We start from the raw sequence: 26,993 nt of genomic DNA, 5'->3' as shown, positions 1-26,993 counted from the left end.
AGACGGCCCGTTTGATGACTTCTCCCCTTCGTACACCTCAGTGCGCCAGGAGAAGATCCCAAAGCCACAAGAGATGAGCATGCGCGCTGTTGAAATCGAAATGAAGGGCAGCGGCATCGCGCCCCTGGCCTTTTTGAGTCGAGCACTACTGGCGGTCCTTAGTCTGGGAGGATACTGGCATGTCTGGTGATTTGACTCCGGTGCCAGGCGAGTTTCTGCTCTACGAGTCCGAGGACGGCCGAACCCGCGTGGAATGCCGGCTCGTGGATGACACTCTCTGGCTGTCTCAAGCCGGCATGGCTGAGTTGTTCCAGACGACGCCACAGAACATCACGCTGCATCTCAAGGCGCTTTATGCCGAGGGCGAGATCACGGTGGAGGCAACCTGTAAGGATGGCTTACAGGTTCGATCTGAGGGCGGCAGGCAAGTGCGGCGCCTGGTCAAGTGCTACAACCTCGACGCCATCCTGGCCGTGGGCTACCGCGTCCGCTCCTCACGCGGCACCCAGTTCCGCCGCTGGGCCACCGAGCGCCTGCGCGAATACCTGGTGAAGGGCTTCACGCTGGATGACGAGCGCCTGAAGAATCCTCCTGTGGCGGGCTCGGCTGTGCCGGATCGGTTCGACGAACTGTTGGAGCGCATCCGCGACATCCGCGCCAGCGAGCGCCGGATGTACCTGCGCGTGCGCGAGATCTTTGCGATGGCGGCCGACTACTCGCCGTCGCTGCCTGAGACCACCCAATTCTTCCAGGTCATCCAGAACAAGCTGCATTTCACCGTCACAGGCAAGACCGCTGCAGAGCTGATTGCGCAGCGTGCCAACAGCGCATCACCCAACATGGGGCTGACCACCTGGAAGTCGGGCAGCGTGCAGAAGGCCGACGTGACGGTGGCCAAGAACTATTTGAACGAGCACGAGGTGAGCGAGCTCAATCGCATCGTGACGATGTGGCTGGACTTTGCAGAAGACCAGGCGCGCCGTCGCAAAGAGGTGTTCTTGAAAGACTGGGCTGACAAGCTCGATGCATTCTTGAAGTTCAACGAACGCGATGTGCTGGAGGGTGCAGGCAAGGTGTCCAAGAAGCAGGCCGATGCCCACGCTGAAGCGCAATACGAAGAGTTCGCGGCCCAACGCAGGGCGCTGTTGGAGGCCGAAGGCGAAGCGTCAAGCATGCGGGCGTTGGAAGAGGCCGCGAAGGCCTTGCCCAAGCCCAAGCGGCGTTGAACGACGGGTACTTGTCGCGCTCATGCCGTCTTGGCTTTGGGCGCGCTGGCCATGCTCACGCGGCCGCCCACCCACGTCGCCGACAAGATCGCCAACACCAGCGCCCCCGCCGCGCCGCCAAAGATCCACGCCGGCTGGCCATGGTCCATCCAGTGTCCGAACATGGGGGCTGACACGGCAAAGCCCAGGTCCAGCCCCGAATACACCAGGCCATAGACGCGGCCCGTGGCGCCGGCGGGTGTGGCGCGTTTGATGAGCATGTCGCGCGAGGGGCCGGCCAGGCCGGTGCCAAAACCCGCCAGGGCCACGCCGGCGGCGGCCAGCAGCGGGGGCAGGGCGCCCGTGGCGGTCAGCACCATCACCCCGGCCGAGGCCGCCATGGCCGCGCCGATGGTGCGCTCCAGCCGCTGCACCCTCGCCACCAGAAAGCCGCCCAGCACCATGCCGGCCGCGCCGGCCAGCATGAAGCCGGTCACCACAAAGGCCGTCAGCCCGGCGGGCAGGCCATAGAGCTGCTGCAGCGCGGGGCTGGCAAAGCTTTGCACCGCGCTCAAGGCGGCGGTGGACCAGAAGAAAAACGAGAAGCACAGCCACACCGTGGGCATGGCCAGCAGGGCGCCCAGGCGCAAGGGGGGCTGGCCGGTGGCGTGGTCGGGCTGGCCGCGGTGGGTGGCTTGCGGTGCCGTGGCCGCTTCGGCGCGGTCGTCCAGCGCAGCGCGCCGCGACCACAGCACAGCCATCACCACCAGCGTCATCCCGGCGGCGGCCAGGCAGGCCACGCGCCAGCTGCCCGTCAGGCCTTGCAGCCCGATCAGGAATACCGGTGCCAGCGCCCAGCCCAGGTTGCCGCTGATGCCGTGGATGGAAAACGCATGCCCCAGCCGGGGCAAGGACACACGGTGGTTCAGGATGGTGAAATCCACCGGGTGGAAGGGCGCATTGCCCACCCCGGCCAGCACGGCCGCCAGCACCAGGCCGGCGTAAGGGCTGCCGATCAGCCCGGCACTGGCCGTGCACACGCCAGCGGCCACGAAGCACGCCAGGGCGGCAAACAGCACAGGCCGCGCGCCCAGCCGGTCCACCACAAAACCGGACACGGTCTGGCCGATGCCCGAGACGGCAAAAAACACCGTCATCAGCAGGCCCAGTTCGGCAAAGCTCAGCCCGAACTCGTGGGCAAACACCGGGAACAGCGTGGGCAGCAGCAGGTGGTGAAAGTGCGAGATCCCGTGCGCCAGGCCCACCAGGCCAATGGTCTGGGCATCGCCAGGCGAGGGGGCGTCGTGGGGCGCGGGGGCCGCAGTGGCCTGGTTCACGGGGGACATCCCCCGATGTTACAATGCCGGGTTCCGTCCGGCAGGACGGCCGGCCTGACAGCACCGCTTTCATTCCTGCGTGACCCCATGGTGCTGGGCCCCACTGGAGAGACCATGGCGAAGGAAGAACTCATTGAAATGCAAGGCGTGGTGGACGAAGTCCTGCCGGACTCGCGGTTCCGCGTCACGCTCGAAAACGGCCACCAGCTCGTGGCCTACACCTCGGGCAAGATGAAAAAGCACCACATCCGCATCCTGGCGGGTGACAAGGTGTCGCTGGAGATGTCGCCCTACGACCTGAGCAAGGGCCGCATCACCTTCCGTCACCTCGAGCGCACCGGCTACACCCCGCCGCCGCGCCGCAACTGACGCCCATCCTGCGGCGTCATTCGCTGTGCAGCCAGGCGTCCATGAACGCCTGCGCGAACGCGTCGGTGCCCGTCACCGACAGGCTCAGGGTGTGCCATGCGCCCTCGGTCTGCCAATGCAGGTCTTCGTCCCAGGGGTGGCCGTCCTCCAGCGGCCCGGGCCCCTGCGCAAACGCCATGCGGCACCACCGCCGCACCACCTCGGCTTCGGCCGCCAGGGCCATCCGCTGATCCGCCTGCACCGACGCCAGCGCGTCGAAGGTGTGCACGCCATCGGTGCCCTCACTGACGTCGAACACCAGGAACTGCAGGGGCGCGGGCTGTGCGGCGGGCGATGGTGGGCTCATGCCCCCGATTGTCGCTGGCCGATGGCACAGTGTTTGCACTATCCTGGGTCATGAGCACACCGACCCCTCACCGCACCGGCGGTCTGAACCGCCCCCCTGTCGTCCTGTTGCCCTCGTGCCAGCGCGAGCTGGAGCGCCTGCCCTTTCAGGTGGTCAGCCGCAAGTACGTGGAGGCTGTGCGCCTGGCCGGCGCCGTGCCGCTGGTGGTGCCTGCTGCCTTGGTGGACGAACTGGGCACCCTGCTGGACGTGGCCGATGGCGTGCTGCTGACGGGCTCGCCCTCCAACGTGCACCCCAGTCACTTTGGCGAAGGCGTGCACGACCCCTCGCTGCCGCTGGACCCCGACCGCGACGCCTGGACCCTGCCCCTGATCCGCGAGGCGCTGGCGCGAGGCATTCCCCTGATGGGCATTTGCCGGGGGTTCCAGGAGGTGAACGTGGCCCTGGGGGGCTCGCTGCACCAGGCGGTGCACGAGCAGCCTGGCCTGATGGACCACCGCAGCGATGAGACCTTGCCGGTGGACGAAGAGTTTGGCCTGGCGCACCCCGTCACGCCGGTGCCCGGGGGCCTGTTGGCGCAGATCCTGGAGGGGCTGCCGCCCGAGGTGCTGGACGCCGGGCGTGGCTGTGGCGGGGTGATGGTCAACAGCCTGCATGGCCAGGGGGTGCGCGATCTGGCCCCGGGCCTGCGTGTGGAGGCCCGCGCCCCGGACGGCGTGGTGGAGGCCTTCACCGCGCCCGACGCCCCGGGCTTCAACCTGTGCGTGCAGTGGCATCCCGAGTGGCGTGCCGAGCACAACCCGGTGTCGCGTCGCCTGTTTGAGGCCTTTGGGCGCGCCTGCGTCAGCCACCGGGCCAGCCGACGCTGACATCCGCCTGGCCGTCTCCACCCTCAAGCAGGTGATGGCCCGGGTGCCCATCCGGGGCCTGGCTGGCTTACAGTGTCGGGCCACGAGCATTGGCACTGAACACAAAGCAGAGAGGTTTCCGTCGTGCGATCGATCCCCCGTCGCCGCTTCACGCGCCTGGGCCTGGGCTTCGGCCTGCTGGCCTGCCTGTGGAGTGCGCTGCCATCCCTGGCGCAGGCCGAAGAAGAGAAGGTGCTGCACATCTACAACTGGTCGAACTACATCGCGCCAGACACGATCGCCAACTTCGAACGCGAGACCGGCATCAAGGTTCGCTACGACAACTTCGACAGCAACGAAATCGTGCACGCCAAGATGGTGGCGGGCAAAACGGGTTATGACATCGTGGTGCCCACGTCCTATTGGGCGCGCATGCAGCTCGATGGCGGCCTGCTGCAAAAGATCGACAAGGCCAAGCTGCCCAACCTGAGGCACCTTGACCCGGCCGTGCAGGCCCAGATGGCCGAGCTCGACCCGGGCAACCAGTACATGGTGAACTGGCTGTGGGGCTACACCACCATCGGCATCAACGTGGACAAGGTCAAGGCCGCGCTGGGTGATCTGCCCATGCCCGACAACGCCTGGGACCTGCTGTTCAAACCCGAGTACATCAGCCGCCTGCGCCGTTGCGGCGTGTCGGTGCTCGACTCGGCCACCGAGGTGGTGCCCGCGGCCCTGCATTACCTGGGCAAGCCCGCCTTCAGCCGGCAGATGGCCGACTACCAGGCCGTGCCCGAGCTGCTCAAGACCATCCGGCCCTACGTGACCGTGTTCAGCTCGTCAGGCTACATCAACGACCTGGCCAATGGCTCGCTGTGCATGGCCTTTGGCTATTCGGGCGATTTCAACATCGCGCGTTTTCGCGCCGAGCAGGGCAAAACCGGGCAGCGCATCGAAACCCTCATTCCCCGCAATGGTGGCGTGCTGTTCATGGACGTCATGGTCATCCCGGCCGATGCGGCGCACCCGAACAACGCCCACCGATGGATCAACTACATCCTGCGGCCCGATGTGCACGCCTCGCTGACCAACAAGGTGTTTTTTGCGAACCCCAATGTGGCCGCGCGCGCGCTGGTGCGGCCCGAGGTGATCAGCGACCCCACGGTGTACCCGCCCGAGGAAGTCATGCAAAAGATGGCGCGCCCCGTGGTGGTCAACAACGACATTCGCCGCCGCATGACACGCATCTTCACCACCTTCAAGACCGGCATGTGAGATGTCTGAGCTCGCGCCGCCATACCTGAGCATCGAGGGCCTGACGCGGCGTTTGCCGGGGCCTGAGGGGGCGTCGGTGACGGTGGTCGACGATGTCTCGCTGCGCTTGCGCCAGGGCGAAGTCTTTGCCTTGCTGGGGCCATCGGGCTGTGGCAAGACCTCGCTGCTGCGCCTGTTGGCGGGTCTGGACGCCCCCGACGCTGGCCGCGTGGTGCTGGGTGGGCAAGACCTCGCCGGTCTGGCGCCCCATGAGCGACCGGTCAACATGATGTTCCAGTCGTATGCGCTGTTTCCGCACCTGACGGTGTGGGACAACATCGCCTTTGGTTTGCGCCGCGCCGGCCAGCCCCGGGCCGAGGTGGCCGAGCGCGTGAGCAGTTTGTTGCGTCTGGTGCAGCTGGAGCCCCTGGCGCGGCGCAAACCTTCGCAGTTGTCTGGCGGGCAGCAACAGCGGGTGGCCCTGGCCCGCAGCCTGGCGCGCGAGCCCCGGCTGTTGCTGCTGGACGAGCCCCTGGGCGCCCTGGACCGCCCCCTGCGCGAGGCCACCCAGGCCGAGTTGCTGGCCATCATCCGCGCGGTGGGGGTGACTTGTTTGATGGTCACCCACGATCAGCAAGAGGCCATGGCCATGGCCGATCGCGTCGGCGTGATGCACCAGGGCCGATTGCTGCAGGTGGGCAGCCCGCGCGAGGTCTACGAGCGCCCCACCTCGCGTTTCGTGGCCGGTTTCATCGGTGAGGTCAACCTCATGGAAGGGCGCGTGCGCGCAGACGAGTCGGGCGCGTTGGCGGTGGATTGCGGGGTGCTGCAGCACCGCCTGGACGCCTCGGCGGGCTCGCCACCCGGCGTGGCGCTGACGCCGGGGGCGCGGGTGGATGTGCTGGTCAGGCCCGAGCACATCCACCTGGCCCGACAGGTGCCTGCCGCCTGCGCCGAGGCCCAGGTCTACCGGGTGCACGGCACGGTGCGAGAGAGTGTCTACATGGGGCGCAGCACCCGCTATGTGCTGGCCCTGGACGATGGCCGTCAGCTGCAGATCCGGCAGGGGGCGAGTCTGGCCGCCGGCCAGGAGGCGCTGCAACCGGGTGAGCCGGCCCATGCCTGGTGGCCGGTGCTCGCCTCCACCGTGCTGCCGCAGGCCTGAGGGGGGGCACGCATGTTGCGCCTGTTCGTCCGCTTGCCCCTGTTGTGGTTGGTGATCTTCGGCCTGCTGCCCTTGCTCATCCTGGCGCGCATCAGCCTGTCGTCTGTCGAGGCGGGCTTGCCGGGGTGGGATGCGATCGGCGCCTGGCAATGGCGGCACTACACCACCTTGTGGCAAGACCCGCTGTACCTTCGCACGCTGTGGCACAGCCTGTGTTACGCGGCGCTCACCACCTTGGTGTGCCTGGTGCTGGCTTACCCCTGTGCCTGGGGCATGGCGCGCACCGACCGCCGGTGGCAGCCCTTGCTGGTGATGACCGTGCTGGCCCCGTTCTGGACCTCGGTGCTGCTGCGCGTGTACGCCTGGAAGGGGCTGCTCAACGATGGGGGTTGGCTGGCCCAGGCCCTCAACGCGTGGCGGGTGGACGAGGCCATGCTCTGGCTGGGCTGGATCCCCATGCCCGGGCAGTACCTGTACACGCCGTTCTCGCTGGTGCTGGGGCTGGTCTACACCTACCTGCCGTTCATGGTGCTGCCCCTGTATGCCAGCCTCGTGCGTCAGGAGCGTCGGCTGCTGGAGGCCGCGGCCGACCTGGGGGCCACGCCCTGGCAGGCCTTCATGCTGGTCACCTGGCCGCTGTCGCGCCCGGGTGTGCTGGCCGGCGGCGTCCTGGTGTTCGTGCCCTGTGTGGGCGAGTTCGTCATCCCCAGCCTGCTGGGCGGCCCTGAAACCCACCTCATTGGCCGCCTGTTGTGGGATGACTTCTTTGCCAACAACGACTGGCCGATGGCCGCCAGTGCCGCCATGGCCTTGCTGGCCCTGGCGCTGGTGCCGCTGGCGTGGTTCAGTCGCCGCGGGCTGGTCAGCGTGCTGACCGGATGGCGACACGCGCGGAGGTGGGCATGAGCATGCCGTGGGGCGTACGCCTGTGGATGGCCTTGGTGCTGGCCTTTCTGTACCTGCCGGTGGCCGCCCTGGTGCTGGCCGCCGTCAATGACACCACCTTGCCCGGGCAGTGGGGCGGCTTCACCTGGCGCTGGTTCAAGCTGCTGGCCCACGACCACGAACTGCTGGGGGCGCTGGTGGTGTCACTGGGCATCGCCTTGTGCACCGCCACCGGGGCCACGCTGCTGGGCACCCTGGCGGCCCTGGCCCTGGTGCGCCATCCTCAACTGGCTGGCCACACCCTGCTGTTGGGCTTGCTGAGCGCGCCGCTGATGCTGCCCCGCCTGGTGTTGGGCCTGTCGATGCTGTTGATGCTGGTGTCGGTGCAGCACCTGAGCGGCTGGCCCGAACGTGGCTGGATGACGATCTGGCTGGGGCACCTGCTGGTGGGCATGGCCTACGCCACGGTGCTCATCCAGGCCCGCCTGCGCACGCTGGACCCCGGCCTGGAAGAAGCCGCGCTGGACCTCGGTGCCAGGCCCTGGCAGGCGTTCCGGCTGGTGACCTTGCCCCAGTTGTGGCCCTCGGTGTTGTCATCCTGGCTGCTGACCTTCACCCTGTCCATGGACGATGTCGTGCTGGCCGCCTTCCTGGCCGGTCCCGGCGCCACCACCTTGCCGCTGGTGGTGTTTGCACGCGCACGCCAGGGCCTGGACCCCAGCGTCAATGCCCTGGCCACCGTGGTGCTGGCCGTGGTGGCGGTGGGTGTGGTGCTGGCGGCGTACTGGCTGGCACGACAAGACGCTCGACGGAGGCCTGTTTGATCCCCACGACCCCCATCCTTCCCGCCTTGCGCGCCCTGGCCTGTGCGGCCGCCCTGTGCGCATGCGCGGCACCCACGGCCTCCGCGGCCGGCGCGGCCCCGCCAGATGCCTCGTCAGATGCCCCACAAGAGGGCGTGCAGCCGCAGGCCCTCTTGCATGAGTTGCGCGCGCTCAAGGCCCGGGTGGCCGAGCTGGAGCGCTTGCTTGAAGCCCAGCTCCAGCGCGAGGCCGACGCCCAGCGCGAGTTCAACCGCATCGCCGTCAAGACCGAGGCCCTGGAAGACACCCGCGAAATGATGGGCTTTCGGGGGCTGAAGGTCAGTGGCTGGGCCGACCCCACCTGGATCGCCAACCAGCGCCGCCATCAGGCCGGTTTTCTCTTCCTGGACCCGGTCTCGGCCAGCGGCTACACCTACGACGATTCCTACCTGGGCATGGCCGCCCTGGAGATCCACAAAGAGATGGACAGCGGCACCCGCTGGCGCCTGACCCTGGCGCCTCAGCGCAGCCTCATGGCCGTGGCCGAAGGCAGCAGCTCACCCGTGCACGAGGCCTGGGTGTCGCTGCCCATCACCGACTTGCAGACCCGCCTCATCGCGGGCATGGTGCCCGACTGGTCGGGCTACGAGTACCTGCAGCCCCACCTCAACAAGCTCATCACCCACAACCTGCTGTTCGACCTGACCTTGCCCACCTATTACACCGGCGTGGGGCTGGACATCACCCGGGGCAAGTGGTGGTCGAGGGCGATGCTGGCCAACATGAACGCCAGCCGACGCGGCGATGGCGAGCAGGCCCCGGTGCTGGCCTACCGCGTGGACTATGCCCGGGGCGAGTTCCAGGGCTTTGGCCTGGCCGGCGTGCACGGCATGGCCGTCAACCCGCACCCCGACGCCCAGGGTGACAGCCGCGTCGACCTGTTTGAAGTGGACGCGTACTTCATCCGTGGCGATTGGGCCCTGCAAGGGCAGTTCAGCATCGGCCGCCAGAAAGACGCCGCCATCGGCGGCAGCGCCGGCGACCTGCGCGACGCCTACTGGCAGGGCCTGTCGGCCTTGCTGGCCCACAAATTCACCCCCCGGCTGGAAGGTGTGGTGCGGCTGGACCACCTCTGGAACCGCAAAAACGGGGGTGGCCTGCTGGGCTATGCCGAGCAAGACCCCTTCAACGGCATTGGCCGGCCCGCCCTGGCTTACCTCTTGAACGATGGCGCTTATGAGGTGGCGGCGCCGCTGCCCGGGACGCGTGGCCAGCGCGGTGTCAACCGCACGGCCCTGTCACTGGGCCTGAACTTCGGCTGGGACCTCAACACCCTCATCAAGCTGGAGTACCGGCTGGACTGGGCCACCGACCCCATCTTCGTGGACACCCGCACGGGTCAGGGCCACGACCGCAATCAGGTGCTGGGCACCGCCGTGGTCGTGAGCTTCTGACCCCCCTCAATCCAAGGTCAAACGGGCGACACACCAGGGCGGGCTTGGCCTAACATCAGACCATGGGGCGTGCGCCGTGCGGGCCTCTTCACCCAAGGTAGTCCAACATGCTGGAGGGCATCTCCAAAGCAGACATCGAGTCGCTGCTGCGCCACCGGCGTTGGCTGGAGCCTGTGCCGGGCGCGCTGCGGGCGCACCACGCGGCCCAGCGCGAACGCGAATTTGCCCGGCTGGTGCTGGTGTGGTGGCCAGCACTGCTCATGGCCTTCGCGGGCTTCATTTCTTTCACTTGGTGGAACTACCACGCTGCCTTCACGCCCCATGACGCGTGGGTGTTCTGGCTGACCGAACTGGTGTGCTTCGGCCTGTGTATGTTGGGCTTGCGTTGGGGCTTTCGGCCCAGCGGACAGGCCCACTTCGAGCGCTGGGTGTTGTCCTTGTTTGGCTGCATCTTGGCGGCACGGCTGGGCAGTAGCCTGTTGATGCATCACGAGGCGCTCGCTGTCAATGCGGTGCACATGGCCCTGCTGGTGTGTGTGGTGGGTTCGCTGGGCCTGCACCTGGGCCTGCGCGCGGCCACCTGGGGCTGCGCGCTGGGGTGTCTGGCGTTGGTGGTGCTGCCCTGGGCCGTGCGGCCGCAGGATGCCTTGCTGGTGACGGGTCACTACCTCCTGACGGTGGTGGTGTGCCTGTTCGTGGCAGCCATCCGGCAAGACAAGGACCGCATGGCCTTCTACCAGTCGGTGCTGCTGGAGCTGGAGCGCCAGGAAGTGCAGCGCCTGAATGAGGCCTTGGCCGACCAGGCCCGCCGCGACAGCCTCACCGGCCTGGCCAACCGCCGGGCCTTCGACGAAGCGCTGGCCCGCGAATGGGACCGCGCTCGCCGCACCCAGGCGACGGTGGCCCTGCTGATGATCGACGTGGACCACTTCAAGGCCTACAACGACCACCTGGGGCACCCGGCAGGCGATGCCTGCCTGGCCCGCCTGGCCGGTGCGCTGGCCAGTGTGGTGCGCCGTCCCGCCGACCTCGTGGCCCGCTACGGCGGCGAAGAGTTCGTGATGCTGTTGCCCGACACCGACGAGCCAGGCGCACGGGCCATGGCCGCCCGCATGCTCCAGGCCGTGGACGACCTGACCATGCCGCACCCGGCCTCGAACGTCGCGGCCCATGTCACCGTGAGCATCGGTGTGGCCGTGTGCCGCCCCGATGGCCACCTGGCCCGTCGCACCTTGCTGGACCAGGCCGACGCCGCCTTGTACGAAGCCAAGCGCGGTGGACGCCATCGCGTGCACCTGGGCGCCTCTCCGTGCGGACTGCTGCGGGTGGTGTGAGCCTCAGGCGTCCAGCCAGGCCGTGTTCGCGGCCTCGTTCTTGGCTCAGCGGTCCGGGTCTTGCGCGGCTTGGGCCTCGGCATTGACGGGTGTCAGCACCACCGCCCGGATGTCGCGCACCGAGACGCCCAATTCGAGCTTGGCCACGGTCAGGCCCATGGCCGACACCGCGTCATCGGGCAGCACGGCGGCTTCAGGCGGCACACTGATCGCCAAGGTGCCATCGGCCAGCACCGCCACCTGCAAGGTCGCCGACAGGCCATTGCCCACCGGGATGGTGGACTGTCCAGACCTGGTCACTGCCTGGCTCATGTCCGGCCGCATGGGGGAGGCGCTGCCTGCGGGGGCCAGCACCAGACTGTCGCCGGCGTCGGTCACCAGGTATTGCCCCACGCTTTGCACGTTGGCGCCACTGGCGCCACTGCTGCGGAACACCGGCATCGGGCTGGAGACGGGTGGCTGGCTGGCCTGACCCACGAGCGTCAGGCTGACGGTGCCTTGGCTGCTGAGCACCGAGCCCAGGTCCAGTGCCATGGCGGTGCTGGTGCCGCGGCCGCCCTCCAGGCCGGTGGAGGCACCGCCCCCTGGCTGTGTGGTGCTGCCGGTGCCCGCCCCGGCGCTGGCCACCTCGATGGGCAGTGCGCTGGACTGGGTGGTGCCACGGACCGCATTGCCGGCCTCATTGCCACCCGCGCCGCCGGTGGACGGCGTGGTGGCTGTGCCATTGGAGCCACTGGCGTCGCTGGTCAAGGCGGTCACACCCGGTGAGTTGGGGGCCGCGTTGATGTCTGCACGCCCGTCGGCGCTGGCACTGGCCAAGGCGTAGTTGTTGGCATCCACGCCCGAGAGGGTGATGCTGCTGACCAGCACCAGCTTGTCACGCCCCACGGTGAGGTTGGCGAACTCGCCTTGCCCGCCAGCCTGGACGGTGTCGCCCTCGACCACGCCGTCCAGACCGATGCCCGTGACCTGCGCTGAGCGCGTGCCGTCAAAGGTCTTGCTGGCGATGGTGGTGCTGCCGACGGTCAGCGTCTTGCGGCCGATGTCGGCCTGGCCGGTGCTCAAGGTGGTCGACAGGGTGTAGTTGCCTGCATCGCCACCGGTGAGCGTGACACCGCTGACGGTGACGGTCTTGCCCGTGCCGGCGTTTTTGTTGTCGAACGTACCGCTGGCGCTGGTGCCCACGTCGTCGCCGCTGACCACCCCGGTCAGGGCCACGCCGGTGACGCTAGCCGTGGTGTTGCCGTCGTAGACCTTGTTGGCCACGGTGGCGCCGCCCACGGTGAGGTTCTTGGGCGTGATGTTGGCTGTGCCGCTGGACGAGGCGGTGGACACGGTGTAGTTGCCCGCATCGCCCCCGGTGAGGGTGACACCACTGACGGTGACGGTCTTGCCCGTGCCCACGTTCTTGGTGTCGAACGTGCCGCTGGCGCTGGTGCCCACGTCGTCGCCGCTGACCACCCCGGTCAGGTCCACGCCGGTGACGCTGGCCGTGGTGTTGCCGTCGTAGACCTTGTTGGCCACGGTGGCGCCGCCCACCGTCAGTTGCTTGGGCGTGATGTTGGCCGTGCCACTGGAGGAGGTGGTGGACACGGTGTAGTTGCCGGCATCGCCCCCCGTGAGCGTGACACCGCTGACGCTGACGGTCTTGCCCGTACCGGCGTTTTTGTTGTCGAAGGTGCCGCTGGCAGTGGTGCCCACGTCGTCGCCGCCGACCACGCCGGTCAAGGCCACGCCGCTGACGCTGGCGGTGGTGTTGCCGTCGTAGACCTTGTTGGCCACGGTGGCGCTGCCCACCGTCAGTTGCTTGGGCGTGATGTTGGCGCTGAGGGTGCCGCTGGTGGCTGCGAGTTCGTAGTTGCCGGCGTCGCCACCGGCCAGGCTCAGACTCGTCACGGTGACGGTCTTGCCCGTGCCCACATGCTTGGTGTCGAACTGCCCGCTGCCAGACAGCGTGACGGTGTCGCTGCCCAGGACGGCGTTGCCCAGACCCAGGCTGGCCGTGGTGTTGCCGTCATAGACCTTGTTGCTCGCGCTCAGATCACCCACGGCGATGCTGCGCCGGGTGATGCTGCCAATGGCCCCATTGGCGCTGGTGCTGGCCAGCTGGTAGCCATACACGGTGGTGGCGCCATTGCTGGCGGCGTCCAGGGCCAGGCCGGTGGCCGTGACGGTTTTGCCCGTGCCCACGTTCTTGGTGTCGTAGGTGGCACCCATGCCGGCCAGGTCGAGGTCCACCGTGTCGCCGTCGATGGCGCCGCTGAGAGTGAAATTGCCGGCCACCAGGCTGGCGGTGGTGGTGGCGTCGTAGGTCTTGCTGGTGCTGCCGGTCAGGCCTGCCGTCAGCGTGGGCGCCACGCTGTAGAGCATGCCGTCACCCGTGCCCAGCACGGTGCTGGCCGTGGTCGCGTTGTACTGCTTGAAGTCGGCCACGAGGCCGCCTCGCGTGTCAGATGTCGGGGAGGTCGAGTAGACGCGCCAGGCCCCGTTGCTGCTTTGAACGCCGGTGCTGCCCGCGTTGTTGATGAAGTGGCGGCTGCTGGCCAGCAGCGCGCCCACTTCGGCCTGGCTGCTGTTGCCGGCGCTCACCGCCTGGTTGAGGGTGATGTCGCTGCTGGCGCCGCTGGTGCGCACATCCACCGTGTCGGTGGCCACCACGCCCTGCAGGCTGTCGACCGTGTCCACCGTGAGTGCGCGGCCATTGCGCAGGCTCAAACTGCCCACTTGGGCGGCCAGGGTGCTCACCTGGTGGGTGCTGTCATCCAGATCGGCGGTGCCGCTGGTGCGCAGGGCCACCTGGTTGGCGGTCAGGGTGCCACTGCCCGAGATGCCGCTGCCGTCGCCCTCGGTCAGGATCAGGGTGCCCGCAGCGGTCACGTTGGCATTCAGGGCCAAACCACCCGTGGCGGCCTCGACCTTCATCGAGCCGGCCGTGGTGGCCAGGGTGTTGCTGCCACTGATGCCGGTCACGGTCTGGCCTTGCAGCGTGAGGCGGTTGCCCACCGCCACGCTGACGTTGCCCACCACCTCCAGGGCGCGGCTGGTGTCGCCCACGATGATCTGGCTCACGTTGTTGAAGCGGGCCAGCGAGGCTTGCTGGATGGCCCCGGCGGTGCCGCCCACCGTGAGGGTGCCGACGCTGGCGCGGTCCAGGGTCACGGTGGCCAGCGCCTGGTTGCTGACCGTGGCGCTGGCGGCCGCGATGGTGTTGGCCCGCAGGTTCAGCGTGGTGGCCGTGTTGTTGAAGTTGATCGGCGCGTTCAGCGTCAGGGTGTCGCTGGCCGTCAGGGTGGCAGCGCCGGTGGCACCGCTTTGGCGCGTCAGGCCCGATACGCCATCCACCGTGCCCAGCCCCCAGCTGGCGCTGCTGCTGGTGATGCTGCTGTCGGTGCTGCCGCCCAGGCTGGCCGCCAGGGTGGTGAAGTCGAAGGCGCTGTCGCTGATGGTGGCCCCGCCGCCGGCGGTCACCGCCAGGTTGGCGGCCGAGACCCCGCCATTGACCCCCTCCACCCGCTGACCGCTCAGCAGGTGCACCGAGGTGGCCGTGGTGGTGATGTCGCTGTCAAAGACCAGGTTGCCGCCATCGGCTCGGCCAACGGCCAGGGTGGAGGCGTTGATCTGCCCGACCGAGCTGTTGCTCAGGCCGCTGCCCAGGCGCAATTCGTTGGCGGCGGTTTGCTGCCGCAACGTGACCTTGCCGGCCCCCCCATTGGCCGTCACGGCCTGCACCACGTTGATGTTGTCGCTGGTGATGGTGATGTTACCCGTGGTGTTGACCAGGGTGGCCGCGCTGTTGCCCACCGTGCCGATGGTCACGGTGTTGTTCACCAGCTCCAGCGTGCCGCTGGCGTCGAAAGAGAAGCCGCCGGTGGGCACGGAGATCGTGCCGGTGCCGTCGGTGCGGCCGATGGTCAGGTTGAGGATGCCGGGCAGCGCGGCCAGCGTGCTGGCCGAGGCAAAGCCGCTGGCATCACCCAGCACCATGTTCACGCTGGCATCTGCCGGCTCCAGCCGGATGGAGGCCGTGCTCAGGTTCTGCAGCGTGGCGCCCGTGAAGTCGATGGACGAGCCGCGCAAGGTGAGCACGCCCGCCCCCGTGTTGAGGTTGACGGTGCTGGACAGGCGAATGACGCCGTCGGTCAGGATGCTGGCCCCGGCGTTCATCTGGAAGTTGGTGTCCACATCCACATCGCCGCTGGCGCGAAGCGTGCCGCCCAGAACCTTGGTGCCCGAGGTGTGGCTGCCATCGGCACGGAAGAAGATGCGGCCGGTGCCCAGCGTCATGTCGCTGTTGAGGTTGACCGGGCTGGTGCCGGTGGACAGGTACAGGTTGCCGCCATTGGTGATGATGGGCGATGACAGCGTCAAGCCACCGCCGCTGGCGTTGTCGGAGTCGCCCCACAGGCGCACATAGCCCCCGTTGGTGGTGATGGCGCCACCGATCGTCAGGCCATCTGCGCCGAAGAGCGTCACCGAGCCAGCCCCTGGTGTACCGCTGCCCACCGAGGTGACGTTGTGGGTGGGCAAGGTGCCTGGGTTGGTGCCGCTGCCGTGGGCGATCAGGTTGGCCACGTTGTTGATCTGGCCGCTGCCCGTGCTGCCGGCCACCATCATGATGCTGCCGGTGCCGAACACCTCGATGGTGTTGTTGATGTTCTGAAAGTTGATGCTGCCGCTGCCGGACGTGCCTGCCTCCACGCGCAGGCTGACGTTGTTGGCCATGCTCAGCCGTCCATCACCTCCATTGAGCGACAGGTCGCCAAACGTGATGGTGCCTGTGGCCTGCAGCAGCACGTTGGCGTTCTGTGCCTCCAGGTCGGCCACGGTCACCGTGTCGCCCGAGATGTCGCCGGTGGCGCTGCCCACCTGGATGGAGATGGTGGCCGGGTCCAGCAGCAGATCACCCGTGCGGCCCTGCGCCGCCGTGGCGTCGGTGCGCCCCTGGTAAGACAGGTGCTTCAGGCCCGACACCTCGGCCAGGCCCCCGTTGCCGCCCTGGTCGCCGCCACGGATGTCGATCTGGCCGGCAAAGCGTGTGCGGTCGTCCGACCAGAACACCACCTGGCCGCCGTCACCCACGCCTGTGGCCCGGGCATCGGCCCGCACCCCAGCGGCCACGTCCACCGTGGTGGCGTTGGCGTAGCGGGCGTCGCGCCCCTGGTAGCCACCGCCCACATGGATCTGTCCGCCGCCATCACGCCCCGAGGCGTTCAAGACCGTGCCATCCCCCTCCAGACGGATGTGTCGACCCGTGATGGCGATGTCGCCGCCCACGCCCTGGGCGGCCGATGCGTCCAATCGGCCGCTGACGCGCACTATGCCCTCCTCGGGCCCACCGTCCAGCACAATGCGCCCGCCGTGGGCGCTCAGCCCCCGGGCCTCGATCACGCCGCTGGTGTTGATGACCTCGTTCATCAGGGCCTGCGCCCCGCGTGCACTCAAGGTGACCACACCGCCATCGGCCAGGATGCTGCCGCTGTGCTGCACCAGGGCGTTCACGGCGGCCTGGTCCACCCGCACGCCGATCAGGTCATCGGCGCCCAGGCTCAGGGTGATGCCGTTGCCGGCGGCCAGGGCGGTGTGGCCCTGGGGGGTCTGGATGGTGCCCGTGTTGTGCACCTGGGTGCCCAGCAAGGCGATGTAGCCGCCATCGGCCGTCAGGCGGCCGTGGTTTTCGACGCGACCGCTCGTGGCGCCACTGAACTGGTGACGCCCAGCCAGGAAGTCAGCGTTGCTCAGCGAGAGGGTGGAGGCCACCAGCCCGCCCACATCCACCTGGGCGCTGTGCCCGAACACGATGCCCGCCGGGTTCAGCAGCCACACCTGTCCGTTGCCGCTGAGCTGGCCCAGGATGGTCGAAACCCCGCCGCCCGTGACCCGGTTCAAGGCCACGCTGTCGCGGCCCGGTTGCACGAACTGCACCCGCGCATCCGCGCCGATGTTGAAGCTGCCCCAGTTGATCAGCAGGCGCGAGCTGTCTTGCCGGATGGTGGTTTGCTGAGCCCCGGACTGGATCTGGCCTTGTCCGCCCACGATCTGGCCCTGGGTGGGCAAGGCGCCTGCGGGCGGGGCCTGCTGGGCGTGGGCACCCGCCAACGCACCCAGGCTCAGCACCACGGCGGCCACCGCCCCGCGTCGGCTGCGCTTGCCGCGGCCCCGGGTGTGCTCGCTCACGGCCACAAAGGATTGGGACACCTCATTCCACACGAGGCGATAGACGTGGTTCAGGGAAGCAGCGGTCATGTCTGTACTCGCAGAAAATAAGGCTCAATCGAAAACGCGGGAGGCTTGCAGCCAGGCGCGGACATCGCTGTCACGGCCATCGGCGTTTTGCCCATCCAGCGAGCGACCGGGGTTGTCGCCCAGGGTGGCGGCCACGGCGCTTTGCACGGCCCATTTGTCCTTGGACAGGTTCAGGCCCACGCCCCAGCCCTTGAGGCTGTAGCGGTTGCTGCCGGTGGCGGTGTTGACCGCGCCCACCCAGGGTTCGTTGTTCAGCTTGATGTGCCCGAAGTCGACGAACAGCAGCACTTGCGCTTGATCGACCCACGGCATGGGCAGCTTGCGGCGCAGCTCCAGCGTGGCCAGGAAGCCGCTGTCGCCGGCGGCCTCGCCCACCGGGTAGGCGCGCACGCCATTGGGGCCGCCCAGGATGAACTTCTCGGCCGAGTCCAGGTTGCCGCTGCTCCACTGGCCCGACAGGCCGAGGAAGGCGATCCAGTCCTCGCTGATACCCAGGTTCTGGAAGCGGTTCAGGTTGACGGCCAGCTTGCTGAAGCTGCCCTGGGTGCGGGCGCTGTTGGTGTCGCCGAGCTGGTTGGCCGCGTTGCCGTCCAGATTGACGTGTCCGATGGTCAAGGCGGTGCTGCCCGTGCTGACACCGCCGCCCAGCACGTCGTCCGAGACGTTGCCACTCAGTCCCACGCTGGCGTTGGAGAGCCGACGGTCACGGATGTTTTGCCCCAGCGCGTCATCGAGCAGTTGTTTGTGCTCCAGCAACCCTTGCACATACAGGTTGCGTTCGCGGCTGCGCACGATCGGATAACTCAAGCCCAGAGCCGCAGTGGTGGCGCTGCCTTCGAGTTTCAGGGGCTCCAGGGCGCCGCCCACCTCATACACCAGGTGCGTGGCCGACACCATCGCCTGCAGGCCCTGTGGCGTGAGGGGCAGGCTGTAGGCCGCCGCCAGCGTTTGCGCGCCTTCGCTCAGCGTGGTGGAGAAGGTCAGCGTGTCGCCGCGCCCGCTGGGGTCCAGCAGCCGCAGTGTGCCGGTGACCCGCTCGGTGCCGGTGCTGCGACCACCAAAGTTGTCCAGGCCCATGGTCACCTGCGTCACGGGTGCCTGGGTGGCGCTGATGGCCACCCGGCTGCTGCCAGGTTCAGCGCCTCGCTCGATCACGGCGCGCGCGCGCACCCCGGGCTGGTCATTGAGCAGCAGCATGGCACGCTCCAGATCGGCCTGACGCAGGGCTTGCTGAGCTGGCAGCGCGTGCTCGGCTATGGCCCGCAAGCGCTGTGGGTCCATGCGCGTCTCGGCTTTCAAGACGATGCGTTCGGGCCCCGACTGCAGGCGCCCATCCAGCACCTCGATCGTGAGCACGCCGTCGCTCAGGTCCTGGCGTGGCAGGAAGGCCCGTGCCACCACCCAGCCCGCTTGACGCAGCCGCTCGGTCACCTGCTGGGCCAGTTGCTGGAGCTGCGCATGGCTGTGTTCGCGGTTGAGCGCGGGCTGCACCACCGCTTGCAACTCCGAGGGCGGCAGCAGATGGTCTGCGCCGACAAAGCGCACCTCGCGGATCATGGCGCTCAAGGTGCTGGCCGCGGTGGCCCCGGTCTGCGCGTCGCCATGGCGCTGGTCATCGACCGCTGGCGCCGATTCGGTCGCCGGCGCCAGTGGTGTGCTGCCCGCGCGTTGTTGCTGGTTCAGCAATTGCCCGGCATTGGGCACCGCTGGATCGGCCTGTGCCATGTGGGGCAGGGTGGCCAGCAGGCAGCCCAAGGTGGCCAGATGACGGGCCAGGGGCTGCAAACGAAGGGAGTGGGGCGAAGGCATGGGGACGCGATCCTGTGTTCGAACAACACAGAATCTAGAGACCCCGGATCACGCAAAACTCGCAAATCCTCGCAGAAAATGGAAGTGCTGCACGACTTGCCCGCTTATCCGACGATGCCTGCGCCGCGGCGTGATCGAGTTCACAAGTAGAACAAGCGCACTGCGTCAAAAAGACGTCAGTCCGGCGGCCGATTCAGGCGATGCTGAGCTTCAGCAGCAGTTGGTAGCCTCGCCCCCACAGCACCTTGATGCAGGGGGCGTCACCTGCCAAGGGCGTGAGTTTGTGGCGCAGGCGGCTGATGGAGGACTCCAGGCCGCGCTTGCTGCTGATGTCCAGGCGCTCGATTTCAGCCGAGTCCAGCACGCGCTCGGGCGCCATGGCCATGGCCTGTAGCAGGGCCACCTCGCCCCCGGTGAGGGACACGCTCTGGCCCTGTGGGTTGCGAAGCACCTGGCGCTCCACATCCAGGTGCCAGCTGGCGTCTTCATGGCGCGGCAGCCGCCGCCCCAGGCTCTGGATGGCCGCCGACAGTTCGTCGGGCGAGGCCGGCTTGGCCAGGTAGATGTCCACCCCGTCCGCATAGGCCTCGGCTTTTTGCTCGCTGCGGATGCGCCCTGACAGCGCGATGATGCCCAGATCGGGCAGGGCGGCCCGCAGCCGTCGCGCCACAGACAGGCCATCCTCGAAAGGCAGGTTCAGGTCCAGCACCACCAATTCAATGGGTTCGTGGACGATCAGCCGGTCGATTTCCAGGGGCGATTCCAGCCCGATCACGGTGTGCCCGCCGGCCCGCAGGTGCTCGACCAGTTCTTCACGCAGTGGCGCATGGTCTTCCACGACCAGCACGTTCAGCCGACGAGTCACGGAGGTGTCGTCAAGGGCAGGCACAGTTTGAACTCCACATGGTCATTCACCGTTTGCACGCTGAGCGTGCCGCCCAGGCGTTGCGCCAGATTGTGCCCCAGCCACAGGCCCAGGCCAGCCCCCGGCCGCCCTTTGACCTCCTCGGCGCGGTGGTACTTGCGGAACACCTGCTCGGGGTCGGGCGCGCCAGCGCTGCCCACGGCGTTGCGCACCTGCAGGCACCACTGGCGCGCATGGAGGGACACCCGGGCCGTGACCGGGCTGTGGGGCGGCGAGTACTTGCATGCGTTGTCCAGCAGGTTGCTCACGATGACCCGCAAGAGCTCAGCGTCGGTTTGCACGCGCAGGTCCATGGCGCCATGGCAGCGCAAGCGATCGGGCTCGGCCATGGCGGCATGGGCAACCCTCACCACATCACCCACCACCAGGCTCTGAAGATTCAGCGGCAGGGTGGTGTCACCCAGCCGATTGGCCTCCATCACCCGCTCCAGCACCTGCTCCATGCTGGCGGCTGAGGCGTCGATGCGCTGCAGCCGCTGGGCGATCTGGGGGTCGGCCTCCGGTTGCAGTCGTTGCAGTGCGTGCTGGGCCAGACGGATGGTCATCAGGGGGGTCTTGAGCTCGTGGCCCAGCATGTCCAGGAACTGCTGCTGGTCGGCCTGCTGTTGTTGCACCAGTTGCAGGCGCTGAGACACCATGTCCAGGTGCAAGCGGTCGCGACGCGCCACGTGACGCACGCGCCGCGAGCGCAGCATCAGCACCACCAGCATCAGCATGGCACTGCTCATGCCGAAGAACAGCGAGGCCTGAAGGTTGAGGTGTGTCGCTGATCGCCAGCCCAGCAGCGGCAGCAAGGCCAGCACCGTCAAGGCCAACTGGGCCAGGGAAACCGCCCACCAGATGCGACGACTCAGCAGGCCATTCTGTGCGGACGAGGCCACCATCCACAGCAGCAAGGGCATGGCGATCACGGTGGCCACCAGGGCGTTGCTCTCAACGGCAAGACGGGTGTCACCCAGCAGGATGAGCGCCAGCTGCACGGGGCACAGCGCCATGGCCCAGGACACCACACGGCGAGACCACACCGACGGCTGGTTTTCGGCCAGGGCCGCCCGGTAGAAGCCCAGGTGCAGCATGGTGGACAGGCAGACCGTCACGCTGGTGAGATCGTGGCCCACGGCGGACAGCCCCGAGGGCAGCAGCACGGCCATGTAGCCCAGCACCGACAGGGCAAACAACACGGCGTTGGTCTGGGTGGCCATGAACCACCAGTTCAGCGGGTGAGGTTGCTGGACGTGGTCAAAGAGGCCCCACAGGCCCATCGCCAGCATCACGCTGAGGTAGGTGATCAGGAAGAGATCCAGTTGGTGATCCAGGCGCTGGGCATCGCGTGGACTCAACACCTGGACGGCGATCATCTGCGAACTGGTCGTGCGCACCTGCAGGTACACCGTCTGCAGGCCCGCCTGGCCAGGTTGCCAGACCACGGCCAGCGCCGCCGAGGCCCGGTCACGGGTGTCGGCAGGCAGGGTGTCTCCTGTCTCACGCGCCAGCCATGCCCCAGGGCGAGCCGGATCCGGCAGGTACACCGTCACCCGATCCAGGAAGCTGGGACGCACACGCACCACCAGGGCATCGCCCGCGCGGGGCACCATCACCTGCAGTCTCAGCCACAAGGTGTCATCGGTGTAGCCACGTGAGAGGATGTCGGGCGCGCTTTGCCAGCCGTCCACGCGCCCTGACACCTGTGCCACCGTTTGCTGCCGCGTGGCGTCGACCAGCCAGGCCCGCTCGGTGACCAGATCGCCCGCCCAGACCAAGGCGGGCATGAGCATGGCCACCAGCCACACCAGACCCCAGCTCAGCCTGGGCACGGGCTCAGGCGTCCAGCCAGGCCGTGATCGCGGCCCATTGGGTCAGATCCTTCTCGACCCGCCCCGTTGGCACATCCCACAGGCTCAGGCCATGAGCAGCCAGGTGGGCGTAGTTCTGGGTGTCGCGCAGCATGGCCAGCGTGGGCACGCCCAGGGTTTGCAGAAACTGCCCCAGGTGCTCGGTGGCGCGGGTGTGGTCTTTCACGCGGTTGCCCACCACGGCCACGTCGGTCTTGCCGGCGCGCTTGTGCTGCAGCAACTGGTCCACAAAGGCCTTGGCCGGGTAGATGTCGAACACACTGGCCTGGATGGGGATCAACACCTTGTCGGCCAGTTTCATCACGGCCTCCAGCCCCTTGCCATGCAGGCCCGCGGGCGTGTCCAGCACCACGTGGGTGGTGCCCTTGGGCGGCCGCGCCAGCTGGTCCTTGCTGATGTCCCAGCTCTGGATCGGGGGCAGCTCGGCCGGGCGCAACGCCAGCCACAGCCGCGAGGACTGCTGGCGGTCGATGTCACCCAGCATCACCTGGTGCCCCCGGCTGGCGAAGTAGCCCGCGATGTTGCTCGACAGCGTGGACTTGCCCACGCCTCCCTTGGGGTTGGCGACCACGATCACCGGCATGCTGTGCTCCTCAGGGTGTGAAGACAGCCGACATTGTGGACCATGGGCGTGACAGCCCTCCAGGCGTTGGGAGAAGGCTCAACCCAAGGCCGTCAGTGGCTCGTCAAGCGGCAGGGGGGCGTCTGCCGGGTGAGCACGTTCAGGGCTGCGCGAGCATGGGCGGATCGGTCGGGCGTAAGCGAACGCTCTTGAGCAGCGCATCGAGCCGCGCCTTGCTCTCCTCGAACGGCGGTGGATCGGTCTTGAGCTTCTCGATCGGCGACTGCGCGGTTTCTGCCTGGGTGAAGCTGCGCATGTCCACGGCGACGAAGGGCAGGATGTGGGAATCCATCCAACCCATGTAGCCGGTGTAGACGCTGTAGTTGTCGAACTGGCGATCGCCATCCGTCAGACGCACCACCGCACCACCTTGCTCGGCGGCCAGCTCGCCAATGTGGGCACGACGTGGGCCGATGCGTTGCTTGATCAGCTTGGCCACCTCCTCGTTGGCGAAGCCCGCCAGCAGCCCTACTGAAGCGCGTGAAGTGGCGATGAACAAGGTGTTGTCCACCGGTGCTTGGCCGACCACTTGGGTGTTGATCACATACAGCACGTTGGGCCGGTCGTTGTAGCGAAAGCCCGCCACCGTGTGAAAGGGCACCGTGCCGTTATCGGGAAAGAAGCCGTAAGGCACGCACACGCCGCGCTCCTTGGGCACCTCGTAGAGCTTGCGGGGCCTGAAGCGCTTCATGACATCGATGAACCAGGCTTTGCGTTCGGCATCGCTGCGGGTGTCCCGCGAATCATTGATCATTGCAAAGCGGTAATAGACGCCGTCGCTCCAGATGAATCCAAGGAAGCTGCGCTTTCCGCCGAGTCCCTTTCTGTCGGGCAGGCCAAAGTCCATCACGTCGCTCCCCTTTTGGGCGTCAGCAAGCCGTCGTTTGAGTGAGGCAATGTCTTCGGCGCGCACGGCTGCCGCATGCCTGTAATCTTCTGGAGTTAGGCGAGGATCTGGGTTCGTACGTGCTCTTTCTTTCGCTTTTACGGCGAGTCTTTCTTCAAGCTCAATCTGTTCAGCAAGCTTCTTTGCAACGCCAATATGGGCATCCGCCTTCTCCTGGTACTCCTCCTCCATTTGCTCACGTGTGGCGCCGGGGTAGATCAGGATGGTCAGGTCACGGTTGCCGCCATAGTCCAGTGCCTCGTCGCCGCTGCGGATTTCCCACGACAGAACTGGAACATTTCCCTTATGGTCCTGTCGTGTGTTGGCACTCAACGCCCAGGTCATCAGTCCATCGACGTTGAAGACCAGGCGACCGAGGCATTCCAGATGACTTGAGGGTGACGGGCGATAGGCAGTGTTCAGCGCCTGGGCCAAGTCTTTGGCGGAAGGGTGGGGCCTGGGGGGGGCATCGTCAGCGTTGGACGTTTTGCATGCGCTCAGAAGGAGCGCCACCGAGGCGCCCAGCCCGATCAAGATACTGCGAGCCCTCATGCGGTGCTGCTTTCTGCGTTGCTTGGATGGTTGGTGGCCACCGCTTCATCCGAGGCGGTGGTTTGCCCCACCATGGTGGGAGGCGACACCTTGTCTTCAAAGGCGATCACGGTCAGGTTGAAGCCTGCGATGTTGCTCAACAGCATGGACTTGCCCACGCCTCCCCTGGGGTTGGCGACCACGATCACCGGCATGCTGTGCTCCTCAGGGTGTGAAGACAGCCGACACTGTGGACCAGCGGTGTTCAGCCTGTCGCCAGCATCGCGTCATGGGCTGGCAAGGCAGGCTCTGCCCGTGTCAGCCGCCAGTGGCTGGCGCCGGTGTAAACGCGCCTGAAGCGCAGGTAGCCGGCGCCCAACTCGAATGGCTCGCGTCCGGTGGTTTTCATCGACGGTATCTTGCCGGTTTGCTTGTACGCCCTGACCCACTCGATCTGATCCTTGCTCAATGGCGTGGGCACGTAGCCGCCTGCCAAACCCAGCGCCACGGGGTCTTTCTGAATGGCGATGTGGTTGTCGTACAGCCTCACCCATTGCTTGAGTTCCTTCTCGACATCACCTGCCTCGGTGGAGCCAGGCATGAGCTTGAACCAGGCACGCGAGTCGTGCACGAAGTGTTCGAGCAGGCGTGCGACGGCGGCGGGCATCTCTGCGTCATGCCAGAAGGCCGCGATGTCCTTCCATTCCGGCAGGCGCTCCGGGTCGATGCCAGGCAGGTTGCTGATCGTTGCCTCCATGTCGATGCAGATGCCCATTTCGGGCTTGGGGCAAGCGAGCACCGGCTTGGTGTACGTGGGCTCTTTCCTCCAGGCCTCGAAGGCGGCGATCTCTGCGACAAACTCCTGATCGGCGCTGTGGATGTCGTTTTGATCTGCGGGTGCGGCGCGCCGAACGCTGGCCGTGCTGGCCATCTTGCCGGCCAGACCTTTGCGCCACAAGATGCTCCATCGCATCTGGTCACGCATGATGGCGCGGAAGCTGCCGGTTCGCACCTTGCACGCCTCGATGTAGGCGTTGAGCGCATGGATGACGTCGGGGTGCACCGCGAAACGCTGCTTGGACACGGGCGCCGCTTTCTCCAGTTTCAAGGGTGCGCCAGACAACCGGGCTTCTCGGTACATCAAGGCCAATGCCACACGAGACAGCATGTCTGAGCCTTGCGGGTCCACGCTGCGCCCCTGCTCGCCAGGGGCATACCCGCCGCCTACGTCTGAATGCACCCCTGGCATGATGATCTCGCGGTGTCCGGCCGCCAGGGCCCCGCGCACCGAGATCGCGTCCAGCGGGAAGCACCGGCGCACCTCGTGGGCTGAGACGATGTGCAGGCATTTGACCTCGGCCGGCACACGCAATGAGCGCTCGGGATCAGCCCAAGCCCCGTGCCCGGTGCCGAGGCGGTTGGGCGCAATGCCCGCCGTACCCACAGAGGCCACCGTGTCGAACACACCCAGAAAGTCAAAGGTCACAGGGAATCCGCCCAAGGTGTAACCCGTTTGCCCGGTGAGCTGGGCATCCAGCTCGCACAGGGCCAGCAGCCAATTGGTGTAAGCGCGGGCTGCCGTCGCACCTCGCGAGAAGCCAAAGGCACTGACGTAAATGTGTTTGACGATTCCCGGATCGATCTTGGGCGGTTTGCCGGTGACCCTCTCGGGCATGTGGGCGCGAATGGCTTGGTGCCAAGATTCCAGCAGACGCTGGAGAAAGTCCTTGGCTTTGGGACCATAGAACAACACCTGCCATCGACTGGGCTGGTGTCTGAGTTGCTCGCCATCCAGTTGGATCTGATCGGCCAGCAACAGCACTTGCTGAGGTTTGACAAAGGTCTCTTTGGTCAGGTAGAGGTGCACCGCATTGATGGCTTGGCACAAGGCCCACACCAGGCGGCGCTCACCCCAACGCGCGGTGGCCGCGCCCATGGTGGCATCAAGGCCCTCGCCGGAGTCTTTGATCTCTTCGAACGGTGTGCCGACGCCAGGGGTGTAGATGCGGAGGTAGTTGGAGAACATGCCCGCATTTGGCCATGGCTCTGCCGACGCTTTTACGGTCTTTGGCGCAATGATTTCGCCAGGGAACGCGTCGAATAGTCGAGCAACGTTGGAGAACGTGTTGTTCTTGGCTTTGAAGCTGGTGGCGTAGTTGTTGCGCGTGCCGTCAAAGAAGAATCCCAGGAACAGGTTGTTCTCGCAGGACTTGCCGGGTTGGCAGAGGGGGACGGTTTCTCTAGGCTTCTGGAATTTGTCCTTTAGTACTTCTCGCTCGGCCTGGGAGAAAAAGCGCTCAAAGCTCGTCGGATCAGAGTTTGACTGCACGTCCAACGTAGAAATCAATGCTGTTTGCATGCTCATGGCTTGTGCATTTCCATTTCTGCCAACTGCTGCCGAAGCGAGATTGCGCCGTCTTTGCCTCGCTCGATCAGCATCTCTCTGAACTTGGGGTCATTTGCACCTGTAAAGCCTCCCAACTTTTCACTCTGCCGTTCTGCCATGACCTTCCAAGCATCAATCAGTTGTTGCTCACTGGGTCCCTTGGCTAGGCTGTCGTAATAAGGCAGCAAAGACGCCTCTTGGTCATAGTCCTCTTGCCAGACCTTGCGGCGGTATTCCAGCGTGGGGGTCGGGCCACCATTGATCTTTCCCGGCCACTTCTCGTGTCCGGGAGCGAAGTCGCTGGAAACGACTTCGACGCTGCCATCTTGGTAAAACAAGGCCCATAGCGTGCCAACCTGGCCATCAGGGTAGGGCGGCACCTCGAACTCTTTGGTGATGTACTGACGGGGCTTGTCGGCGCCCTGCCACCAGTCGTACTCCAGTTGAACTTTGATGCCTGGGTGCCACTTTGCGGGCAGGCTGAAGCAGCACATCTGTCCTGCTCCTTGAAACGGTCTGACTGGAACACCGCCAGCTACCTTTGTCTCGTCGCCAGGTTGTTCAAAGATGAAGCCGTTGAGCTCCTGATCGGTGTAATTGATGGCAGACACAGAAACGCCGACCGTGTCACCGGTGCGCGCGCATGCCGATGGCAGCAGCGAGGCCAGCACGATGCACAGTGAGGTGCTGGCTGCACGCGCCCAATGGCAGGCTGTCAAATGTGAGAGCGGTGGCATG

General features: G+C 66.7%; 20 protein-coding genes. 9 read left to right on the top strand and 11 right to left on the bottom strand.

All coding sequences use genetic code 11. The features are described from left to right. Positions 1–179 precede the first annotated feature (179 nt). Positions 180–1,226, top strand: coding sequence for a virulence RhuM family protein (locus tag WNB94_RS08395; protein WP_341389649.1), 1,047 nt, complete (start codon positions 180–182; stop codon positions 1,224–1,226). A gap of 20 nt (positions 1,227–1,246) precedes the next feature. On the opposite strand, the gene WNB94_RS08390 is transcribed toward WNB94_RS08395, so the two are convergent. Continuing rightward, positions 1,247–2,551 (bottom strand): MFS transporter, encoded by a 1,305-nt coding sequence (locus WNB94_RS08390; protein ID WP_341389647.1) that lies wholly within the window; start codon positions 2,549–2,551, stop codon positions 1,247–1,249. Between the two features lie 105 nt (positions 2,552–2,656). Between WNB94_RS08390 and infA the strand changes: the two genes are divergently transcribed. Continuing rightward, a complete protein-coding gene (infA, locus tag WNB94_RS08385; protein WP_341389646.1) occupies positions 2,657–2,911 on the top strand; it encodes a translation initiation factor IF-1 in 255 nt (84 codons plus the stop codon). Between the two features lie 16 nt (positions 2,912–2,927). Here infA and WNB94_RS08380 read toward each other — a convergent pair whose 3' ends face one another. Beyond that, on the bottom strand, positions 2,928–3,257 hold the full coding sequence (locus WNB94_RS08380; RefSeq protein WP_341389644.1) for a hypothetical protein: 330 nt from the start codon (positions 3,255–3,257) through the stop codon (positions 2,928–2,930). 50 nt (positions 3,258–3,307) lie between these two features. Here WNB94_RS08380 and WNB94_RS08375 point away from each other — a divergent pair, with 50 nt between their 5' ends. From WNB94_RS08375 to WNB94_RS08345, 7 genes are all read left to right on the top strand, one after another. Further along, positions 3,308–4,126, top strand: coding sequence for a gamma-glutamyl-gamma-aminobutyrate hydrolase family protein (locus WNB94_RS08375; protein WP_341389643.1), 819 nt, complete (start codon positions 3,308–3,310; stop codon positions 4,124–4,126). A 177-nt stretch (positions 4,127–4,303) separates the two neighbouring features. After that, positions 4,304–5,380, top strand: coding sequence for a polyamine ABC transporter substrate-binding protein (locus WNB94_RS08370; protein WP_445819048.1), 1,077 nt, complete (start codon positions 4,304–4,306; stop codon positions 5,378–5,380). A gap of 1 nt (position 5,381) precedes the next feature. Continuing rightward, complete coding sequence (locus WNB94_RS08365; protein WP_341389641.1) at positions 5,382–6,524, top strand: ABC transporter ATP-binding protein; 1,143 nt, start codon at positions 5,382–5,384, stop codon at positions 6,522–6,524. A 12-nt stretch (positions 6,525–6,536) separates the two neighbouring features. Further along, a complete protein-coding gene (locus WNB94_RS08360) occupies positions 6,537–7,430 on the top strand; it encodes an ABC transporter permease (RefSeq protein ID WP_341389639.1) in 894 nt (297 codons plus the stop codon). Continuing rightward, positions 7,427–8,233, top strand: a complete 807-nt coding sequence (locus WNB94_RS08355) for an ABC transporter permease (protein WP_341389637.1) — start codon at positions 7,427–7,429, stop codon at positions 8,231–8,233. Before WNB94_RS08360 ends, WNB94_RS08355 begins: the two co-directional genes overlap by 4 nt. Then, the gene (locus WNB94_RS08350; RefSeq protein WP_341389636.1) at positions 8,230–9,666 is read left to right on the top strand and encodes a DUF3138 family protein; all 1,437 of its coding nucleotides are present in this window, start codon (positions 8,230–8,232) and stop codon (positions 9,664–9,666) included. The genes WNB94_RS08355 and WNB94_RS08350 overlap by 4 nt, the downstream gene beginning before the upstream one ends. Positions 9,667–9,773: 107 nt before the next feature. Beyond that, positions 9,774–11,000, top strand: a complete 1,227-nt coding sequence (locus tag WNB94_RS08345; protein ID WP_341389635.1) for a GGDEF domain-containing protein — start codon at positions 9,774–9,776, stop codon at positions 10,998–11,000. A gap of 45 nt (positions 11,001–11,045) precedes the next feature. Here WNB94_RS08345 and WNB94_RS08340 read toward each other — a convergent pair whose 3' ends face one another. The 9 genes from WNB94_RS08340 to WNB94_RS08300 all read right to left on the bottom strand — a co-directional run bounded on the left by WNB94_RS08340 (position 11,046) and on the right by WNB94_RS08300 (position 26,992). After that, complete coding sequence (locus WNB94_RS08340) at positions 11,046–17,243, bottom strand: YDG domain-containing protein (RefSeq protein WP_341389634.1); 6,198 nt, start codon at positions 17,241–17,243, stop codon at positions 11,046–11,048. 24 nt (positions 17,244–17,267) lie between these two features. Then, positions 17,268–19,052: a ShlB/FhaC/HecB family hemolysin secretion/activation protein gene (locus WNB94_RS08335; RefSeq protein WP_341389633.1), complete on the bottom strand. Its 1,785-nt coding sequence runs from the start codon at positions 19,050–19,052 to the stop codon at positions 17,268–17,270. 193 nt (positions 19,053–19,245) lie between these two features. Further along, on the bottom strand, positions 19,246–19,917 hold the full coding sequence (locus tag WNB94_RS08330) for a response regulator transcription factor (protein WP_341389631.1): 672 nt from the start codon (positions 19,915–19,917) through the stop codon (positions 19,246–19,248). After that, positions 19,914–21,791 carry a sensor histidine kinase gene (locus WNB94_RS08325; protein WP_341389630.1) on the bottom strand — a complete coding sequence of 626 codons (1,878 nt, stop codon included), beginning with the start codon at positions 21,789–21,791 and terminating at the stop codon, positions 19,914–19,916. Before WNB94_RS08325 ends, WNB94_RS08330 begins: the two co-directional genes overlap by 4 nt. A gap of 4 nt (positions 21,792–21,795) precedes the next feature. Beyond that, positions 21,796–22,413: a nucleotide-binding protein gene (locus WNB94_RS08320; protein ID WP_341389629.1), complete on the bottom strand. Its 618-nt coding sequence runs from the start codon at positions 22,411–22,413 to the stop codon at positions 21,796–21,798. A gap of 139 nt (positions 22,414–22,552) precedes the next feature. Beyond that, positions 22,553–23,890, bottom strand: coding sequence for a T6SS immunity protein Tli4 family protein (locus WNB94_RS08315; protein ID WP_341389628.1), 1,338 nt, complete (start codon positions 23,888–23,890; stop codon positions 22,553–22,555). Further along, positions 23,887–24,084 (bottom strand): hypothetical protein, encoded by a 198-nt coding sequence (locus WNB94_RS08310; RefSeq protein ID WP_341389627.1) that lies wholly within the window; start codon positions 24,082–24,084, stop codon positions 23,887–23,889. Before WNB94_RS08310 ends, WNB94_RS08315 begins: the two co-directional genes overlap by 4 nt. A gap of 50 nt (positions 24,085–24,134) precedes the next feature. After that, on the bottom strand, positions 24,135–26,234 hold the full coding sequence (locus tag WNB94_RS08305; protein WP_341389625.1) for a Tle1 family T6SS lipase effector: 2,100 nt from the start codon (positions 26,232–26,234) through the stop codon (positions 24,135–24,137). Then, a complete protein-coding gene (locus tag WNB94_RS08300; protein ID WP_341389623.1) occupies positions 26,231–26,992 on the bottom strand; it encodes a DUF3304 domain-containing protein in 762 nt (253 codons plus the stop codon). The genes WNB94_RS08305 and WNB94_RS08300 overlap by 4 nt, the downstream gene beginning before the upstream one ends. Between the last annotated feature and the right edge of the window lies 1 nt (position 26,993).

The sequence above is a fragment of the Aquabacterium sp. A3 genome, assembly GCF_038069945.1.
Classification (GTDB): domain Bacteria; phylum Pseudomonadota; class Gammaproteobacteria; order Burkholderiales; family Burkholderiaceae_C; genus Aquabacterium.
The sequence above is the reverse complement of the archived record's forward strand: the minus strand, read 5'-3'. Positions and strand labels throughout refer to the sequence as shown.